At 69.9% G+C, this 20,913-nt stretch carries 4 protein-coding genes (1 of these 4 only partly in view); 2 read left to right on the forward strand and 2 right to left on the reverse strand.

The features are described 5' to 3' along the window. Together D7W81_RS01740 and D7W81_RS01745 are read left to right on the forward strand one after the other, a co-directional pair. Positions 1–16,409, forward strand: partial view of a non-ribosomal peptide synthetase gene (locus D7W81_RS01740; RefSeq protein ID WP_120553549.1) — the 3' portion only. 16,075 nt of this gene lie to the left of the window's left edge; the window shows 16,409 of its 32,484 coding nt (coding positions 16,076–32,484); the start codon falls outside the window, past its left edge; its stop codon occupies positions 16,407–16,409. Further along, positions 16,406–16,753: a hypothetical protein gene (locus tag D7W81_RS01745; RefSeq protein WP_120553550.1), complete on the forward strand. Its 348-nt coding sequence runs from the start codon at positions 16,406–16,408 to the stop codon at positions 16,751–16,753. The genes D7W81_RS01740 and D7W81_RS01745 overlap by 4 nt, the downstream gene beginning before the upstream one ends. A gap of 4 nt (positions 16,754–16,757) precedes the next feature. On the opposite strand, the gene D7W81_RS01750 is transcribed toward D7W81_RS01745, so the two are convergent. Then, positions 16,758–20,129: an ATP-binding response regulator gene (locus D7W81_RS01750; protein WP_120553551.1), complete on the reverse strand. Its 3,372-nt coding sequence runs from the start codon at positions 20,127–20,129 to the stop codon at positions 16,758–16,760. 200 nt (positions 20,130–20,329) lie between these two features. Further along, positions 20,330–20,913: DnaA N-terminal domain-containing protein (locus D7W81_RS01755; RefSeq protein WP_368773741.1), on the reverse strand; the 584-nt coding region annotated here is incomplete at its 5' end.

The following is a 20,913-nucleotide window of genomic DNA, read 5'->3' on the forward strand; positions in this document are numbered from 1 at the left end:
CGTTCGTCGAGGACGCAGGCCAGACGTTCCAGGTCATCCACTCGGAGCCGGACCTGCCGTTGGAGAGGGTGGAGCTCCAGGACTTCGACCCGTCCCAGAGGGAGGCGGAGGCACGTCGCCGGGTCGAGCAGGAGATGTTGAAGCCGTTTGACCTGCGCCAGGGCCCCCTGGCCCGGGCCCTGCTGGTGAAGCTGGGAGCGCAGGAGCACGTGCTGTCACTGACGATGCACCACATCGTGTCGGACGGCTGGTCGTTGGGCGTGTTGGTGCGCGAGGTGAGCGCGCTCTACACGGCGTTCGCGGAAGGACGTCCGTCGCCATTGCCGGAGCTGCCGGTGCAGTACGCGGACTACGCGCTGTGGCAGCAGCAGACGCTACAGGGCGACGTGCTGCGGCGCGAAGTGGAGCACTGGAAGAGGACGCTCGCGGGAGCGCCGCCGGTGCTGGAGTTGCCCACGGACCGCCCACGCCCCGCGGTGCGAGGCAACACGGGCGCCGTGCATGGATTCCTCTGGCCACGGGAACTCGAGCAGGCCCTGCGAGCCCTGGGGCAGCGCGAGGGCGCATCGCTCTACATGGTGTTACTGGCGGGGTGGCAGGTGTTGATGGCCCGCTACTCGGGCCAGACGGACATCAGCGTGGGTTCACCCATCGCGGGCCGCACGCGTTCGGAGGTGGAAGGCCTCATTGGCTTCTTCGTCAACACGCTGGTGCTGCGTGCCCGGGTGGAGGGCGAACAGTCCTTCCAGGCCCTGCTCAATCAGGTGCGCGGGACGGTCCTCGACGCGTACGAGCACCAGGAGGTGCCGTTCGAAAAGCTGGTGGAGGCGTTGCAGCCGGAGCGCAGCCTCAGCCACACGCCGCTCTTCCAGACCCTGCTGGCCGTGCAGAACGTCCCCATGGGTGAAGTGGCCCTGTCGGGCCTGACCCTGAAGCCGGTGGACTTCGAGGGCCGCACGTCGAAGTTCGACGTGAGCATCTTCTTCACGGAGACGCCGCAAGGCTTGCGCGGAGCGGTGGAGTACAGCACCGACCTGTTTGAAGCCACGACCGTGCGCCGGATGGTGGAACACCTGCGAGTGCTCTTGGAAGGCGTGCTGGCCCAGCCCGAGACACGCGTCGACCAGCTGCCCTTGCTCGACGCGGGCGAGAGAAGCCAGCTCCTGGAGCAGTGGGCTCGTGCACGAGGCGAGCACCCGGGAACCGACGCGGTGAACGCGCGCTTCGAGGCACAGGCACGGAAGACGCCGGAGGCGGTGGCCCTGAAGTCCGCGACACGCGGAGACACGCTGACGTACGGGGCGCTGGACGCGAAGGCGAACCAACTGGCGCACCACTTGCGCGGGCTGGGAGTGAAGCGAGGCACGCGAGTAGGCGTGTACGTGGAACGCTCGTTCGAAATGGTGGTGGGGCTCTTGGCCATCCTGAAGGCCGGGGGCGCGTACGTGCCGGTGGACCGCAACTACCCGGCGGAGCGAATCGCGCTGATGCTGGAGGACGCGGGCGTCGAGGTGACGCTGACGCAGCAGGCGCTGGTGGAGAAGCTGCCCAAGAGCGCGGGTCGGCCGCTGGCGCTGGACACGGCCTGGAGCGAAGTGGGCCGTCAGCCGCAGACGGCACCGCAGGTGGAAGTCAGCAGCGAAGACCTGGCGTACGTGATGTTCACGTCGGGAAGCACGGGCCGTCCGAAGGGCGTGTGCGTCCCGCACCGGGGCATCACGCGGCTGGTGGTGGGCAACGGCTTCCTGCGCTTCGGGCCGGAGGAGAACTGGCTGCAACTGGCGCCGGTGGCTTTTGACGCGTCGACGTTGGAACTCTGGGGCGCATTGCTGCACGGGGCGAAGCTGGTGCTGGCTCCGCCGCACGCGCTGACGTTGGAGGAACTGGGCACGCTGCTGAAGCAGGAGCGCATCAGCGCGCTGTGGCTGACGGCGGCGCTGTACGAGCAGATGGCACTGCACCAGGTGGAGGCACTGGCGGGCGTGTCGCAGGTGCTGGCGGGCGGAGACGTGCTGCCGGCGCAGCGAGTGCGCGAGCACCTGAAGCACCTGTCCGAAGGCGCGGTGCTGGTGAACGGGTACGGCCCGACGGAGAACACCACCTTCTCGGCCACGTACACGCTCACGCGTGACACGTCGCTTACCGCTTCGGTGCCCATCGGCAAGCCGATCGGGAACTCGACGGCGTACGTGCTGGACGCGCACGGGGACGTGGCGGGCGTGGGCGTGCCGGGAGAGCTGTACGTGGGAGGCGAAGGCCTCGCATGGGGCTACCTCGGCCGAGCGGACCTCACGGCGGAGCGCTTCGTGCCGGATGCCTTCAGCACGCAGCCTGGAGCGCGGCTGTACCGCACGGGCGACAAGGCGCGCTGGAAGGAAGACGGCACGCTGGAGTTCCTGGGCCGCACCGACTTCCAGGTGAAGGTGCGCGGCTTCCGCATCGAGCCGGGAGAAGTGGAAGCGGCGCTCCTGAAGCAGGAGAGCGTCGCGGAAGCCACGGTCGTGGTGCGCGACGTGGGAGGGGACAAGCGGCTCGTCGCGTACCTCGTCGCGAAGCCGGGGCAGAGCATCGACCCGAAGGCAGTGGAAGCGGAGCTGCGCAAGGGCCTGCCGGAGTACATGGTGCCCTCGGCCATCGGCGTGCTCGACGCCCTCCCGCTCAGCGCCAACGGCAAGGTGGATCGCAAGGCCCTGCCGCAGCTTGACGCAGTCCGTTCGGAGCGTGAGTACGAAGCGCCGCGCACAGAGGCGGAAGCAAAGCTGGCGGCCATCTGGGCGGAAGTGCTGCGCGTTCCCCAGGTGGGCCGGCAGGACAACTTCTTCGCACTGGGCGGCCACTCGCTGCTGGCGACACAAGTGGCGTCGCGGATCCGCACGGAGCTGGGTGCGGAGCTGCCGTTGCGCGCCTTGTTCGAAGCCCCCACCCTGGAGGCCCTGTCCCAGCGGGTGGAGAAGGCCGGGCGCGCCGAGACCTCACTCCTGGGGTACGCGCCCACGGATGTCGCACCGCCGCTGTCCTTCGCGCAGCAGCGGTTGTGGTTCATCGACCAGCTGGAGCCGGGCACGGCGCTCTACAACGTCCCCGTGGCCGTGCGGCTGGAAGGCACGCTGCGCCAGGACGTCCTGGAGCGGGCATTGCGCGAAGTGATGCGGCGCCATGAGGCACTGCGGACGACCTTCGCGGAGGAGAACGGCCAACCCATCCAGGTCATCCACCCGAACGTCAGCCTGCACCTGGAACAGGTGGCGGTCTCCGGCGCGGACACGCAGGCGCGGGAGACTCGGGCACGGGAGTGGATCTCGCAGGAGATACGGAAGCCCTTCGACCTGCTGCGCGGCCCATTGTTCCGGGCGTTGCTGGTGAAGCTGGAAGAGCAGCATCACGTGCTCGTCGTCACGATGCATCACATCGTGTCGGACGGCTGGTCGTTGAGCGTGCTCGTGCGCGAGGTGAGCGCGCTCTACACGGCGTTCGCGGAAGGAGGTCCGTCGCCCTTGCCGGAGCTGCCGGTGCAGTACGCGGACTACGCGTTCTGGCAGCGGCAGGAGTTGCAGGGCGAAGCGCTCCAGCGGGAGGTGGACTACTGGAAGAGGAAGCTCTCCGGCGCGGCGCCTGTGCTGGAATTGCCCACGGATCATCCCCGCCCCGCGGTGCGTGGCAATGCGGGTGCATCCCAGGCCTTCCTCTGGCCAACGGCGTTCGCCCAGGGACTTCGTGACCTGGCGAAGCGTGAGGGCGCCTCGCTGTACATGCTGCTGCTGGCGGGCTGGCAGGCCATGTTGTCGAGATACTCGGGGCAGGAGGACATCAGCATCGGCTCGCCCATCGCGGGCCGCACGCGCGCGGAGGTGGAAGGCCTCATCGGCTTCTTCGTCAACACGCTGGTGCTGCGGACGCACGTGGAGGGCGGCGCGTCCTTCCGTGACCTGTTGAAGCAGGTGCGCGAGACGGTCCTGGAGGCACAGGAGCACCAGCATGTGCCGTTCGAGAAGCTGGTGGAGGCACTCCAGCCTGAACGTGACCGGAGCCACACGCCGCTGTTCCAGGTGCTCCTGGCGCTCCAGAACCTGCCAGGAGGGGAGGCTCGGCTGCCCGGGCTGGCCCTCAAGCCGGTGGACCTGGAAGGCAGGACGGCGAAGTTCGACCTGAGCATCTTCTTCGAGGAGCGGCCCAGGGGCCTGGGCGTCTTGATCGAGTACGGCACGGACCTGTTCGAGGCCGCCACCATGCGCCGGATGGTGGAACACCTGCGAGTGCTCTTGGAAGGCGTGCTCGCCCACCCCGAGACACGCGTCGACCAACTGCCCTTGCTCGACGCGGGCGAGCGAAGCCAGCTCCTGGAGCAGTGGGCGCGTGCACGAGGCGAGCACCCGGGAGCCGACGCGGTGCACGCGCGCTTCGAGGCACAGGCCAGGAAGACGCCGGAGGCGGTGGCCCTGAAGTCCGCGACACGCGGAGAGACGCTGACGTACGGGGCGCTGGACGCGAAGGCGAACCAGCTGGCGCACCACCTGCGAAGCCTTGGGGTAAAGCGAGGCACGCGAGTGGGCGTGTACGTGGAGCGCTCGTTCGAGATGGTGGTGGGGCTCTTGGCCATCCTGAAGGCCGGGGGCGCGTACGTGCCGGTGGACCGCAACTACCCGGCGGAGCGCATCGCGCTGATGCTGGAGGATGCGGGCGTCGAGGTGACGCTGACGCAGCAGGCGCTGGTGGAGAAGCTGCCCAGGAGCGCGGGCCGGCCGCTGGCGCTGGACGCGGCGTGGAGCGAAGTCACCCGTCAGCCGCGGACGGCGCCTCAGGTGGAAGTCAGCAGCGAAGACCTGGCGTACGTGATGTTCACGTCGGGAAGCACGGGCCGGCCGAAGGGCGTGTGCATCCCGCACCGGGGCATCACGCGGCTGGTGGTGGGCAACGGCTTCCTGCGCTTCGGGCCAGAAGAGGTCTGGCTGCAACTGGCGCCGGTGGCCTTCGACGCGTCGACGTTGGAGCTGTGGGGCGCATTGCTGCACGGAGCGAAGCTGGTGCTGGCGCCTCCACACGCGCTGACGCTGGAAGAGTTGGGAGCACTGCTGAAGCAGGAGCGCATCAGCGCGCTGTGGCTGACAGCGGCGCTGTACGAGCAGATGGCGTTGCATCAGGTGGAGGCACTGGCGGGAGTGTCGCAAGTCCTGGCGGGTGGCGACGTGCTGCCGGCCCAGCGCGTGCGAGAGCACCTGAAGCACCTGCCCGAAGGCGCGGTGCTGGTGAACGGCTACGGCCCGACGGAGAACACCACCTTCTCCGCCACGCACACGTTGACGAACACGAGCACGGTCGGGAAGTCCGTACCCATCGGCAAGCCGATCGGGAACTCGACGGCGTACGTGTCGAACGCGCACGGGGACGTGGCGGGCGTGGGCGTGCCGGGAGAGCTGTACGTGGGAGGCGAAGGCCTCGCATGGGGCTACCTCGGCCGAGCGGACCTCACGGCGGAGCGCTTCGTGCCGGATGCCTTCAGCACGCAGCCGGGAGCGCGGCTGTACCGCACGGGCGACAAGGCGCGCTGGAAGGAGGACGGCACGCTGGAGTTCCTGGGCCGCACCGACTTCCAGGTGAAGGTGCGCGGCTTCCGCATCGAGCTGGGAGAAGTCGAGGCCGCACTCCTCAAGCAGGAGAGCGTCGCGGAAGCCACGGTGGTGGTGCGCGACGTGGGTGGGGACAAGCGGCTCGTCGCGTACCTCGTCGCGAAGCCGGGGCAGAGCATCGACCCGAAGGCAGTGGAGGCGGAGCTGCGCAAGGGCTTGCCGGAGTACATGGTGCCCTCGGCCATCGGCGTGCTCGACGCCCTCCCGCTCAGCGCCAACGGCAAGGTGGATCGCAAGGCCCTGCCGCAGCTTGACGCAGTCCGCTCGGAGCGTGAGTACGAAGCGCCGCGCACGGAGGCAGAAATGAAGCTGGCGGCCATCTGGGCGGAAGTGCTGCGCGTTCCCCAGGTGGGCCGGCAGGACAACTTCTTCGCGCTGGGCGGCCACTCGCTGCTGGCAACGCAGGTGGCGTCGCGGATCCGCACGGAGCTGGGCGCGGAGCTGCCGTTGCGCGCCCTGTTCGAAGCCCCCACCCTGGAGGCCCTGTCCCAGCGAGTGGAGAAGGCCGGGCGCGCCGAGACTTCACTCCTGGGGCACGCGCCCACGGGTGTCGCACCGCCGCTGTCCTTCGCGCAGCAGCGGTTGTGGTTCATCGACCAGCTGGAGCCGGGCACGGCGCTCTACAACGTCCCCGTGGCCGTGCGGCTGGAGGGCACGCTGGACGTGGGCGCCCTGGAGCGCTCCCTGCAAGAGGTCGTGCGCCGGCATGAGTCTCTGCGCACGACGTTCGCGGAGCAGGACGGCCAGGCCATCCAGGTCATCCATCCCTCCCCGTCGCTGGAGCTGGAGCGGGTGGACCTGCGGACCTTCGACGCCGCCCACCGTGCGGCAGAAGCCCGCCGGCAGGCTGAACAGGAGATGATGCGTCCCTTCGACCTGGGACGCGGGCCATTGATCCGCGCACGCCTGTTCGCGCTCTCGGAACGCGAACACATCCTCGTCGTCACGATGCACCACATTGTGTCGGACGGCTGGTCGCTGGGCGTGCTCGTGCGTGAAATGGGCGCGCTGTACGCGGCCTTCTCCACGGGCCGTCCGTCGTCCCTGCCGGAGCTGCCCATGCAGTACGCGCGCTACGCCGCGTGGCAGCGCGGTTGGCTCCAGGGGGACGCGCTGGCGCGGCAGGTCGGTTACTGGAAGCAGAAGCTCTCCGGCGCGCCGCCGGTGCTGGAGCTGCCCACGGACCGTCCTCGTCCTCTGCAAAGGGGCATCGCGGGAGCAACGCACGCCTTCACCCTGTCCCCGCCGCTGACCGAAGGCCTCAAGGCCCTGGCCCAGCGAGAGGGCGCGTCGCTGTACATGGTGATGCTGGCCGGATGGCAGGTGCTGATGGCGCGCTACTCCGGGCAGACGGACATCAGCGTGGGCTCTCCCATCGCGGGCCGCACGCACTCGGAGCTGGAAGGGCTCATCGGCTTCTTCGTCAACACGCTGGTGCTGCGCGCGAACGTGGAGGACCGCCTGTCCTTCGGCGAGCTGCTCGCCCAGGTGCGTGAGACGGTCCTGGATGCGTACGAGCACCAGGAGGTGCCGTTCGAGAAGCTGGTGGAGGTCCTCCAGCCGGAGCGCAGTCTCAGCCACACGCCGCTCTTCCAGACGATGCTGGCCCTGCAGAACGTCCCCATGGGCGAGCTGCGGCTGCCGGACCTGGCCCTCAAGCCGGTGGAGGCGGAGAGCCCCGTCGCGAAGTTCGACCTGAGCGTGACGCTCATGGAAGGGCCTCGCGAGCTCATGGGCGTGCTGGAGTACAGCACGGAGCTGTTCAACGCGGGCACCGTCCAGCGGATGGTCACGCATTGGATCACGCTCCTCGAAGGCGCGGTGGAGCGACCGGACACGCACGTGTCCCGCCTGCCCCTGCTGACCGCCGCCGAGCGCCGCGAAATGCTGGTGGAGTGGAACGTCACGCGGGCGCCGTTCCCCGAGGCGTGCATGCACTCGCTCTTCGAGGCGCAGGTCCGTCGTGCGCCAGAGGCAGTGGCTGCTGTCTTCGAGGGGACGCAGCTGACGTATGCGCAACTGGATGCACGCGCCAATCAGCTCGCCCATGCCTTGCGTCGTCGTGGCGTGGGCCCGGAAGTCCGCGTCGCCCTCAGTGTCGAGCGCTCCCTGGACATCGTCATTGGCCTCCTCGGCATCCTGAAGGCCGGTGGCGCCTGGGTGCCCGTGGATCCGCTCCTGCCCCGTGAGCGCCTGACCTTCATGCTGGAGGACAGTGCGGCGCAGGTGCTCGTCACCCAGCAGCCACTGGTGGACCGCTTCCCGGACGCACTGCATGCCCGCGCGCTCTGCCTGGACACGGAGGGGGAGTCGCTGGCGAACGAGCCGGCGGATGCGCCCGTGACAGGCGTGACGCCCGCGAACATGGCGTACCTGCTCTACACCTCGGGCAGCACGGGCACACCCAAGGGGACGGTGGTGGAGCACCGCGCTGTGGCCAACCTGGTCACCCACGAAGCGGTGGCGTACGGCATCGGTCCTGGCAGCCGCGTGCTTCAGTTCGCCAGTCTCAGCTTCGACCTGTCGGTGGAGGAGATCTTCACCACGCTCTGCAACGGCGCCACGTTGGTGCTCGCGCCGCTGGAGAAGTTGATGCCGGGCGCGCCGCTGCCCGTGCTGCTGCGTGAGCAGGAGTTGAGCGTCGTCAGCCTCACCCCCGCGGCGCTGGCGGCTACGTCCTCCGAGGATCTGCCCGGGGTGCATACCGTCATCTCCGGCGGTGACGCCCTGTCCGCGGACGTCGTCGCGCGGTGGGCTCCGGGGCGGCGCCTGCTCAATACGTACGGCCCGACGGAAGCCACCGTCATCGCCACCCTGGGCGAGGTGGTGGCGGATGGGAACGTGCCGTCCATCGGCAAGCCGCTGGCGAACGTGCGCGTCTACGTGCTCGACCCGCAGGGGCAGCCGGTGCCCGTGGGTGTGCGCGGTGAGTTGCACATTGGTGGCGTGGGCGTGGCGCGTGGGTATGCGGGCCGTCCGGGACTCACCGCCGAGCGCTTCGTCCCGGACGCCTTCTCGGGTGAAGCGGGCGCCCGTCTCTACCGTACGGGCGACGTCGTGCGCTGGCGTGCGGACGGCCAGTTGGACTTCGTCGGCCGCATCGACACCCAGGTGAAGGTGCGCGGCTTCCGCATCGAGCTGGGCGAGGTCGAAACCGCGCTGGCCCGGCAGCCGGGCGTGAACGAGGCCGTGGTGCTGGTGCGGGGCGGCGGTGTCGACAAGCGGCTCGTGGGCTACGTCGTGGCGAAGGAAGGCCATGCGCTGGACGTGGACACGCTGCGCGCGGGCCTGCGTCAGGGGATTCCGGAGTACATGGTCCCCTCGGCGCTGATGGTGCTGGACGCCCTGCCGCTCAACGCGAACGGCAAGGTGGACCGCCGCGCGCTGCCGGAGCCGGAGGCCGCCCACGTGGGCGCCTACGTGGCTCCGCGCACCGTGACGGAGGCGAGGCTCGCGGCCATCTGGGCGGACGTGCTGCGCCTGGAGCGCGTGGGCGTGAAGGACAACTTCTTCTCACTGGGCGGTCACTCACTGCTGGCGACGCAGGTGGTGTCGCGCATCCGCATGTCGCTGGGCGTGGAGATGCCGTTGCGTCTGCTGTTCGAGGCGCCGACGGTGGAGGCGCTGTCGCAACGGCTCTCCCAGCTGGGACGCTCCGGCGTACCCATGCTGAGCGCTGGGGGGCGTCCGGCGTCGCTGCCCCTGTCCTTCGCGCAGCAGCGGTTGTGGTTCATCGACCAGTTGGATCCGGGCAGTTCGCTCTACAACGTGCCCATCGTGGTGCGGTTGGAGGGCGACCTGGATGCGGGGGCTCTGGAGCAGTCCCTGCGCGAGGTCGTGCAACGGCACGAAGCCCTGCGCACGACGTTCGAGGAGGAAGCAGGGCAGCCCGTTCAGCGCATCCATGCGTCCGTGGACGTGCCGCTGAACACCGTGGACCTGACGGACTCCGGGGCCGAGCGGGAGGCCGCGGCCCGGCACCGGGTGCTGGAGGAGATGGCGAAGCCCTTCGACCTGATGAAGGGACCGCTCCTGCGGGCGCTGCTGCTGCGCCTGGATGCGCGCGACCACGTGCTCTTGGTCACGATGCACCACGCCGTGTCCGACGGCTGGTCCGTGGGAGTCCTGCTGCGCGAGCTGGGGACGCTGTACAGCGCGCTGGCACGGGGTCAGGCGTGGACGCTGCCGCCGCTGCCGGTGCAGTACGCGGACTACGCGGCGTGGCAGCGTGACTGGCTGCGGGATGAGACCCTGCGGCGCGAAGTGGACTACTGGAAGCAGTCGCTCACGGGAGCTCCGCCGGTGCTGGAGCTGCCCACGGACCGTCCGCGTCCGGCGGTGCGCACGAACGCCGGCACGACGCTGGCCTTCACGCTGCCGCTGGAGCTGTCCCAGTCGCTGAGTGCTCTGGCCCAGAAAGAGGGCGCGTCGCTGTACATGGTGCTGCTGGCGGGCTGGCAGGTGCTGCTGTCGCGCTACAGCGGTCAGCAGGACATCAGCGTGGGTTCGCCCATCGCGGGCCGTACGCGCGCGGAGGTGGAAGGGCTCATCGGCTTCTTCGTCAACACGCTGGTACTGCGCGCTCAGGTGGAGGGGGACCAGTCGTTCCGGACGCTGCTCGCGCGGGTAAAGGAGACGGTGCTGGGGGCGTACGAGCACCAGGACGTGCCGTTCGAGAAGCTGGTGGAGGCGTTGCAGCCCGAGCGCAGCCTCAGTCACACGCCGCTGTTCCAGACGTTGATGTCGCTCCAGAACGTGCCGATGGAGGAGTCCAACCTCCCTGGCCTGGTGCTCAAGCCGATGGGCTTCGAGGGCCGGACGTCGAAGTTCGACGTGAGCATCTTCTTCACGGAGACGCCGCAAGGCTTGAGCGGAGCGGTGGAGTACAGCACCGACCTGTTCGAAGCGACGACCGTGCGCCGGATGGTGGAGCACCTGCGCATGTTGCTGGAAGGCGTGGTGGCGAAGCCGGAGACAGCGGTGGGCCGGCTGCCCATGCTGACGACTGTGGAGCGCCAGCAGGTGCTGGTGACGTGGAACCAATTGCAGGCGGAGTACGCGCGCGACGCGACCATTCCGCAGCTCTTCGAAGCACAGGCGAAGCGCACGCCGGACGCAGTCGCGGTGGTAAGCGGCAAGGAGCGGCTGACGTACCGGGAGGTGGAGGCGAAGGCGAACCAGCTGGCGAACCGGCTGCGCAAGCTGGGAGTGGGGCCCGAGTCACGAGTGGGCCTGTGCGTGGAGCGCACGGCGGACGTGGTGGTGGGGACGCTGGGCATCCTCAAGGCAGGCGGCGCGTACGTGCCGCTGGACCCGAGCTACCCGAAGGAGCGTCTGGGCTGGCTGCTGGAGGACGCGCAGGGCCCGGCACTGGTGGCGCACTCGCACCTGCTGGAGTCGCTGCCTGCCTTCACGGCGCAGGCCGTCTGCCTGGATAGAGAAGACGACTGGGCGGACGAGTCCTGCTGCCCGGTGACGTCGGGAGTGCGCCCGGAGAACGTGGCGTACCTCATCTACACGTCGGGAAGCACGGGCCGTCCGAAGGGCGTGGCGGTGACGCACCGGAACGCGGTGGCCTTCCTCGCCTGGGCGCAAGAGACGTTCACGGAGGAGGAGACGAAGGCCGTGCTCGCGGCGACGAGCCTGAACTTCGACCTCTCCGTCTTCGAACTCTTCGCGCCGCTGGTGAGGGGCGGCAGCGTGGTGGTGGTTCGCAATGCCCTGCACCTGGCGGAGGAGAAGCCGGACGCAGAGGTGACACTCATCAACACGGTGCCGTCAGCGATGGCGCAGTTGGTGCGACTGAATGCGGTGCCGCCGTCAGTGCGCGTGGTGAACCTCGCAGGCGAAGCCTTGCCGGAGACGCTGGCGAAGGCCGTGTACGGCATTCCCACGGTGCGCAAGCTGTACAACCTGTATGGCCCGTCGGAAGACACGACGTACTCGACGTGGTCGCTGGTGGGGCGCGAAGAGGTGCCGAACATCGGCCGGCCGCTCACCAACACGCGGGCGTACGTGCTGGACAAGTACCTCCAGCCGGTGCCGGTGGGCGTGGCGGGCGAGCTGTTCCTGGCGGGAGAAGGGCAGGCGCGTGGCTACCTGCTGAGGCCGGAGCTGACGGCGGAGAAGTTCCTGCCGGAAGTCCATGGTCCTGAAGGCAGCCGGATGTACCGCACGGGGGACCGGGTGCGGTACCGGGCGGACGGAGTGCTGGAGTACCTGGGCCGGGTGGACTTCCAGGTGAAGGTGCGAGGCTTCCGCATCGAGCTGGGCGAAGTCGAAGCAGCGCTGCGCCAGCAGGAGCCGGTGAAGGAAGCAGTGGTGGTGGCGAAGGGGGAGGGGGCGGAGAAGCGGCTCGTCGCGTATGTGGCACCGAAGGCGGGCGCGACGCTGGAAGCGGAGGCGCTGAAGGCCAGCCTCCGCCAGCGGTTGCCGGAGTACATGGTGCCCGGAGCGGTGGTGGTGCTGGAGGCGCTGCCGCTCAACTCCAACGGCAAGGTGGACCGCAAGGCCCTGCCGGAGCCGGAGGCGCCGACAGCCGGGAAGACGTACGAAGCGCCGCGCACGGAAGTGGAAGCGAAGCTGGCGGCCATCTGGGCGGAAGTGCTGCGTGTCCCCCAGGTGGGTGTGAAGGACGACTTCTTCGCGCTGGGTGGACACTCGCTGCTCGCGACGCAGGTGGTGTCGCGGGTGCGCATGGAGACGGGCGCGGAACTGCCGCTGCGCGCGTTGTTCGAAGCGCCCACGGTGGAGGCCCTTGCTCGCCGGCTGGAGAAGGCCGGACGTGCGAAGGCACCGGCCCTCGTGCCCGTGTCGCGGGATGCCTCGCTGCCGCTGTCGTTCGCGCAGCAGCGACTGTGGTTCATCGACCAACTGGAGCCAGGGGCAGCGCTCTATAACGTCCCTGTGGCGGTGCGCCTGGAAGGCGACCTGGACGTTGGAGCCCTGGAACGGGCCCTTCGTGAAATCGTTCGTCGTCACGAGGCTCTGCGCACGACGTTCGTCGCAGGCAACCCCGAGCCGGTCCAACGGACCGCATCCGACAGCGCCTTCACGCTCAGGGTGGACGACCTGACGTCGGACACCGCCGAGGTCCAGCGGCGCGTGGAACAGGAGGTGCTGCGGCCCTTCGAGCTGGCACACGGTCCGCTGATCCGGGCGCTGTTGCTGAAGCTCGATGCTCGCGAGCACGTGCTCGCGGTCACGATGCACCACATCGTGTCGGACGGATGGTCGCTCGGCGTGCTGATCCGTGAGGTCAGCGCGCTCTACGCGGCGTTCGTGCAGGGGCAGCCCTCGCCGCTGCCGGAGCTGCCGGTGCAGTACGCGGACTACGCGGCGTGGCAGCGCGGCTGGTTGCAGGGCATGACGCTCCAGCGGGAAGTGGACTACTGGAAGCAGAAGCTCTCCGGCGCGCCGCCCGTGCTGGACCTGCCCACGGACCGTCCGCGTCCCGCGGTGCGAGGCAACGCCGGCGCGACCCAGGGCTTCCTGTGGCCGCGGTCGCTGGCCCAGGGGCTGAAGGGCCTCGCGCAGCGCGAAGGCGCCTCGCTGTACATGGTGCTGCTGGCGGGCTGGCAGGTGCTGCTGTCGCGCTACAGCGGCCAGCAGGACATCAGCGTGGGTTCGCCCATCGCGGGCCGTACGCGCTCGGAGCTGGAAGGCCTCATCGGCTTCTTCGTCAACACGCTGGTGCTGCGGACGAACCTGTCCGGAGACCCCAGCTTCCGGGACCTGCTCCAGCAGGTGCGTGAGACGGTCCTGGAGGCGCAGGAGCACCAGGAGGTGCCCTTCGAGAAGCTGGTGGAAGCGCTCCAGCCCGAACGCAGTCGCAGCCACACGCCGCTGTTCCAGACGCTGCTGGCGCTCCAGAACATCCCTGTGGGTGAAGCCCGGCTGCCCGGCATGACGCTCAAGCCCGTGGAGCTCGCGGGCGGGACATCGAAGTTCGACCTGAGCGTCTTCTTCGTGGAGAACGCGGAGGGCTTGAGCGGAACGCTGGAGTACAGCACCGACCTGTTCGAGGCCGCGACGATGCGCCGCATGGTGGACCACCTGCGCGTGCTGCTGGAAAGCGTGCTGCAACAGCCCGAAGCCCTGGTGACACGCCTCCCCATGCTGGACGCGGCCGAGCGTCAGCAGGTCGTGAAGGCTCGGAACCAGACGGCCACGCAGTACCCCCGCGAACTGCCGGTGCACGCGCGCTTCGAGGCACAGGCACTGAAGACACCGGGCGCGGTGGCCCTGAAGCTCGGGGCAGGGGAGGAGACCCTGACGTACGGGGTGCTGGACGCGAAGGCGAACCAGCTGGCGCACCACCTGCGCGGGCTGGGCGTGGAGCGAGGCACGCGAGTGGGCGTGTACGTGGAGCGCTCGTTCGAGATGGTGGTGGGGCTCTTGGCCATCCTGAAGGCCGGGGGCGCGTACGTGCCGGTGGACCGCAACTATCCGGCGGAGCGCATCGCGCTGATGCTGGAGGACGCGGGCGTCGAGGTAACGCTGACGCAGCAGGCACTGGTGGAGAAGCTGCCCAGGAGCGCGGGCCAGCCGCTGGCGCTGGACACGGCCTGGAGCGAAGTCACCCGTCAGCCGCAGACGGCACCGCAGGTGGAAGTGAGCAGCGAGGACCTGGCGTACGTGATGTTCACGTCGGGAAGCACGGGCCGTCCGAAGGGCGTGTGCATCCCGCACCGGGGCATCACGCGGTTGGTGGTGGGTAACGGCTTCCTGCGCTTCGGGCCGGAGGAGAACTGGCTGCAACTGGCGCCGGTGGCTTTTGACGCCTCGACGTTGGAAATCTGGGGCGCATTGCTGCATGGGGCGAAGCTGGTGCTGGCTCCGCCACACGCGCTGACGCTGGAAGAGTTGGGCACACTGCTGAAGCAGGAGCGCATCAGCGCCCTGTGGCTGACGGCGGCGCTGTACGAGCAGATGGCACTGCACCAGGTGGAGGCACTGGCGGGCGTGTCGCAGGTGCTGGCGGGCGGCGACGTGCTGCCGGCCCAGCGAGTGCGAGAGCACCTGAAGCACCTGCCTGATGGCGCGGTGCTGGTGAACGGCTACGGCCCCACGGAGAACACCACCTTCTCCGCCACGCACACGTTGACGCGTGACACGTCGCTTACCGCTTCGGTGCCCATCGGCAAGCCGATTGGGAACTCGACGGCCTACGTGCTGGACGCGCACGGAGACGTGGCGGGCGTGGGCGTGCCGGGAGAGCTGTACGTGGGAGGCGAAGGCCTCGCATGGGGCTACCTCAACCGGACGGACCTGACAGCGGAGCGCTTCGTGCCGGATGCCTTCAGCACGCAGCCGGGAGCGCGGCTGTACCGCACGGGAGACAAGGCGCGCTGGAAGGAGGACGGCACGCTGGAGTTCCTGGGCCGCACCGACTTCCAGGTGAAGGTGCGCGGCTTCCGCATCGAATTGGGCGAAGTCGAGGCCGCACTCCTCAAGCAAGAGGGCATCGCGGAAGCCACGGTCGTGGTTCGCGACGTGAGTGGAGACAAGCGGCTCGTCGCGTACATCGTCGCGAAGCCGGGCCAGAACATCGACCCGAAGGGGGTGGAGACGGAGCTGCGCAAGGGCCTGCCGGAGTACATGGTGCCCTCGGCCATCGGCGTCCTCGCCGCACTGCCGCTCAGCGCCAACGGCAAGGTGGACCGCAAGGCATTGCCTGACCTGGACGTCTCCACGTCCCACGCCGAGGACTTCATCGCGCCCCGTGACGCGCTGGAATCCCAGCTCGCCAGGGTGTGGGAAGACGTCCTGGGCGTGCAGCCCGTCGGCGTGCGTACCAGCTTCTTCGCGCTGGGAGGCCACTCGCTGCTCGCGGTCCGCCTGGTGGCCGCGCTGCGCGAACACCTGGGCCGCGAAGTGCCCCTGGCCGCGCTCTTCCAGCACCCCACCGTGGAGGAGCTGGCGAAGCTGCTGCGCGATGAAACAGAGACGTGGTCGCCGCTCGTTCCTCTGGAGAAGGGCGACGCGGGCCGCCGGCCCCTGTTCCTCGTCCACCCGGGTGGCGGCAACGTGCTCGCGTATCCGGAGCTGGCGCGGCTGCTCGGGCCGCACCAGCCCGTGTTCGGCCTCCAGGCGCGCGGCCTCCAGGCCGGTCATGCCGTGGTGGAGTCCGTGGAGGAGATGGCCGCGCTGTACCTGGCCGCCATCCGCACGGAGCAGCCAGAAGGGCCGTACCTCCTCGCGGGCTGGTCGCTTGGCGGCGCCATCGCCTACGAGATGGCTCGCCAGCTGCGTGCGCAGGGGCAGGCCGTGGGGCTGCTGGCGCTCGTGGATGCCTTTGTCCCTGGCGTGCAGCTGCCTCCCGGCGAGGCCCAGGTGAAGGACCCCGACGGCGGCGTGCGCGTCTCCTTCGCCCGGAGCGTGGCCCAGGCCTTCTCCCTGACCCTGCCCATCCCGGACGAGGCCCTGGAGCGCATGGACGATGACGCCATGCTGGAGGCCCTCCTCGCCGTGGGCATCCAGGCCCGGCTCCTGGAGGAAGCGACGGGCCGCGAGCAATTGCGCGCCCTGTTCCGCGTCTACCAGGCCAACCTGCGCGCCATGGACCGCTACGTCCCCAGCCCCTACGACGGCCGCGCGCTGCTGCTCGCCGCCACGGAAGCGACGCCCACGCCGGGCGTGCCCCGTCACCGCGGCTGGGAGCCCCTCGTCCGGGGGGGACTGGACGTGAGGGATGTCCCTGGGGGACACCATCAACTCATGCAGGAGCCGTACGTGCGGCACGTGGCCACGCTGTTGCGCGAGGCCCTGGAGGACAAGTCATGACCGTTGAAACATCCGAGACATCCCGCGGGGGCTCGCCATGGCCCAACCGCCTCATCCTGGCCGTGTGGTTCGTGTGCTTCTCCGTGGGCGCGCTGGTCCACATCCTCACCGTGGCGAAGTACGGCCTCTTCTTGAATGATCCGGCGGATCCGCTGCCCATGCCGTTCGTCGTCGTGAACGAGCTGTTCACGGTGCTCAACCCGCTCACCATCGCGCTGCTCATCTTCAAGCGGCGGGCGGGCATCCTCTCCGCGCTGGGCGTGGTGGCGCTCGTGGCCAGCTGGCTGCCCGCCCGCCGCGCGCTGCGTGTGACGCCCACCCTCGCGCTCCGGGCGGACGAATAGGGCTTCAGGACACGATGTCGTAGGCCGGCGGCGCTTCCCTGGGCAGCCGGACCGTGAAGGTCGTGCCGGCCTCGTGGCTGGAGGTCGCGCTCACGTCGCCTCCGTGCGCGCGCGCCACCTGCTGCACGATGTAGAGCCCCAGCCCCACGCTGCGCGAGGACCGGCCCTCGTCGTGGTGGCCGCGCCGCATGGCCTGGAAGAGGGTGGGCAGCATCTCTGGCGGGATGGGGCGGCCCTCGTTGTGGACCTCCAGCACCAGGTGGTTCCCGTCCTCGCGCGTGGACACCCGCACCGTGGAGCCCGGCTCGCTGTAGCGGAGCGCGTTGGTGACCAGGTTCTGCACCACCTGGCCCAGCCGCTCCTCGTCCCAGGTGCCCAGCCCGTCACCGTGCTGCTCCAGCACCACCTGGCGCTCCGGGAACGCCACCTGGACCTCTTCCACCGACTGACGCGTGGCCTCGTGGAAGTCCATGCGGCGGCGCTGCACCGGCAGCCCTCCGCCCAGCCGCGCCTGGGTCACGTCCAGCAGATCGCGGATGAGCCGGTTCGCGCGCTCGGCGCTGCTGATGATGCGGCCGGTGTTCTTCGTCGCCCGCTCGCCCAGGTCGTCGCGCTGGAGCAGGGCGTGCGCCGACAGCAGGATGGCGTTGAGCGGATTGCGCAGGTCGTGGCTGACGATGCCGATGAGCTGCTGTTCGAACTCCCGCTGCTCGCGCGCCTCCGCCTCGCGCTGGTGGCGTTCGGTGATGTCGCGGCTCACCGTGGCGATGCCGATGTCCTCGCCCGTCGCGGCATCGCGCAGCATGAAGAAGTTGTAGTGCACGGGCACCGCCGCTCCGGTGCGGAAGTTCCGCAGGCGGAACTCGCCGTCCCAGCGCCCGTGCTCGCGAAGCCTGGGCATGATGACGTCGCGCACGTAGGGGCGGTCCTCCTCCAGGAAGTAGTCGAACAGGTGCGTGCTCCGCACCGCGTCCGGGCCCTCCAGGCCCAACATCCGCTGCCCCGCCTCGTTGATGAACACCGCCCGCCCGTCCGGTCCTCCAATGCCGATGAGGTCCGAGGACTGCTCCACCACGGCGATCAGCTTCTCGCGCTCCCGCTCCGCCCGGCGCTGCTCCTGCCGCGCCCGCGCCGCCGCGAGGTTGCCCTCCACGCGCGCCAGCAGCTCGCGAGAGGAGAACGGCTTCACCAGGTAGTCGGTGGCGCCCATGCGCAGGCCCTCCACCGTGGCCTCCTCCCCGGCGCGCGCCGACAGCAGGATGAAGGGCACGTGCGCCGTGGCCGGGGTCTCTCGCAGCCGCCGCAGGAGCCCGAAGCCATCCAGCTCCGGCATCATCACGTCGCTGAGGATGAGGTCCGGCATCCGGGCCCGGCAGGCCTCCAGCGCCTCCAGCCCGTTCGCGGCGAGCGTGACCTCGAAGCGGTCCTCGAGCATCGCGTGCACGTACGTGCGCATGTCCACGTTGTCATCCACGAACAGGACGTGACCGCCCACGTTCTTCATGACGGGCAGGGGGACCGCGTGGGCCGCGAGCGGGGCTGGCGGGCGCTCTGCCTCCAGCCATCCGGACGCCTCCTCCAGGAACGCCGCGGCGGTGATGCTCGTCGGGACGGAGGCCGGTGTGGACGTGGCCTCCTGGGACGAGGGACTCGCGGAGGACTCCTCCGTGGGCAGCGTCACGGTGAAGGTGCTGCCCTGGCCGGGAACGCTCTCCACGCTCACGTCGCCGCCATGCAGCCGCACCAGCTCCCGCACCAGCGCGAGCCCGATGCCGCTGCCCTCGTAGCTGCGCCCCTGTGCCCCCTGCACGCGGTGGAAGCGGTCGAAGATGCGCGGCAGTTCCTCCGGCGGGATGCCCATGCCGGTGTCCGCCACGCGCAGCACCACCTGGGTTCCCTCCCAGCGCAGGCTCACGCGGATGCCACCCTGGTGCGTGAACTTGAACGCGTTGGAGACGAGGTTGAGGACGATCTTCTCCCACTGATCCGGATCCACCTTCACGGGGAGCGGCAGGGGAGGACAGTCCACGTCCAGCGACAGGCCCGCGCGGTCCAGGGTGGAGCGGAAGCCGCTGGCGAGCCCTCGGGTGAGCGTGGCCAGGTCGGTGGGCACCGCGGTCGCGTGCAGGCGGCCCGCCTCGATGCGGGAGAACTCCAGCAGCGTGTTGACGAGCTTGAGCAGCCGCAGGCCGTTGCGGTGCACCGTCCGCTGGCGTTCGAGCTGCCGGGGCCCCAGCGGCTCCAGCGGATCCTGGAGGCCGTCCTCGACCGGTCCCAGCATCAGCGCCAGCGGCGTGCGGAACTCGTGGCTGACATTGCTGAAGAAGTCCGTCTTCGCGCGGTCCAACGCGGCCAGGGCGTCCGCGCGGCGTCGCTCCTCTTCACGCGCGCGGGCCTGGGAGATGGCCGTCGTCACGCTCCGGGCCAGCAGCTCCAGGAAGCCCTGGTACTTCGCGTCGAGCGCCAGCCGGGGACTCAGGCCCGTCACCAGGTAGCCCGCGGGCCGGTCGTGGCCCGCGCGCGGCAGGGGCTGCACCCACGCGGAGGACGTGCCCTCCGGCCACGGTCCGATGGCGCCGGTGCCCGACGGCCCGGGCAGCTTCTCCCAGAGGAAGGCGGTGCCGGTGCTCGCGGCGGCGCCCAGGGGCCAGCCGGTGCTCGCGGCGATGTCTGGCGGGGGCGTGGTTTCGGGCGCGAGCGGAGCCCCGGCGGAGATCCCGTGGGTCCCGGCGAGTCGCGCGGAGCCGGTGGCGTCATCCACCAGGTAGAGCAGGGCGAAGGGCACGTCGAGCGGAGCCGTGGCGAGGACCCGCATGGCTTCGCGGCAGGCATCGTCCGTGGCCGTCTGATCCGCGGTGGCGGCGCCCAGCTCGTGCAGGGTGGCCAGCCGCCGCGTGCCGATCACCTGGGCGGTGGTCTCCGTGAGCGCGGCGAAGACGCCGGCCACTTCGCCGGACTCGTCGCGGACGGGCGAGTGGCTGTAGGTGAAGTAGCACTCCTCGACGAAGCCGTTGCGGTCGAGCGGCATCATCAGGTCGTTGACGAAGATGGCCTCGCCGGTCTGCCGCATGCGCTCCCAGCCGGGGCCCAGCATGTGCCAGACCTCCGGCCAGGTGACGGCCGCCGCCTGCCCCAGGGCGGCGGGGTGCTTCGTGCGTCCGCAGATGGGCCGGTACGCGTCGTTGTAGAACTGGACGAACTCCGGACCCCACGCGAGGTAGAGCGGGTAGTGGGAGGCGAGCACGATGCCGACGGCCGTGCGCAGCGACTGGGGCCATGACTCCACGGGGCCCACAGGCGTCTTCGCCCAGTCCACCTGCCTCAGCAGGGCGCCACAGGCACCGCCACCTCGCAGGACGTCGTCCACCGCGCCCATGTGCCTCCACGCCCGGGCGCGCCTTCATGGGGGAAGGTCGTCAGGGCCGGGGCATGGAACTTCGGGGTTCCTGTCCACGATGGCCAGTGCGCCGGAAGAGGGCCCCGGCGAAACGTGCATCGATGAACGGCGGACGCCTGGAAGGCGACCAGGCGACCGCGTGCGCGGTGCCGCTGGATCCGCGGATCCGGGGCCTCACGTCAGGCAACCTCGTGCGCGGCCCGGGCCCAGCGCACTCCCTGCAACCCCAGGCCCCGCACCTCGGCCTCCATCAGCGCGCCGTACTGTTCCTCGACCCATTGGCGGAAGTAGGCGTCCGGCGCCGCGAGCACCAGATGCCCGTCCTCCAGTCCCACCGCGCGGGCCTTGGCGAGCCATGACAGCGCGTACCGCTTGCCCTGCACGCGCACGCCCTCCAGGCAGGCACTCCAGACGCGAGCCGCGTCCGTGGACGCGCCCTCCGCCGTGGCGGGTCCGCTGGATTCTTCGGAGTCCACCTCCGCGCCGTCCTCCAGGGCCGGGACGTAGCGGGTCCACACGCGGGGCGAGCAGAACGCGACCACGGTGCCGGGAGGCTGGCGGGCCCGGCCCCAGTCGGACTGGAGGTAGCCCTGGGTCGCGGCATGGAGCCGGGTCTCATCGCCGTCCACGCCGCGCAGCGCCTGGGCGTACCAATCCGCCCAGCCGGCGGGGGGCTTCTCCCGGGGAACGCCCCGGAAGGTCCGCACGCGGGCGTCCTGGAAGGTGTCGAAGAAGGCCGCCGCGCGAGCGGCCAGGGTGGGGG

It is taken from the genome of Corallococcus aberystwythensis (assembly GCF_003612165.1).
Classification (GTDB): domain Bacteria; phylum Myxococcota; class Myxococcia; order Myxococcales; family Myxococcaceae; genus Corallococcus; species Corallococcus aberystwythensis.

Bases quoted from the DNA above. Each gene is read 5' to 3' on its own strand.
- D7W81_RS01745 (WP_120553550.1), top strand. From the start codon at position 16,406: ATGACCGTTGAAACATCCGAGACATCCCGCGGGGGCTCGCCATGGCCC.
- D7W81_RS01750 (WP_120553551.1), bottom strand. From the start codon at position 20,129: ATGGGCGCGGTGGACGACGTCCTGCGAGGTGGCGGTGCCTGTGGCGCC.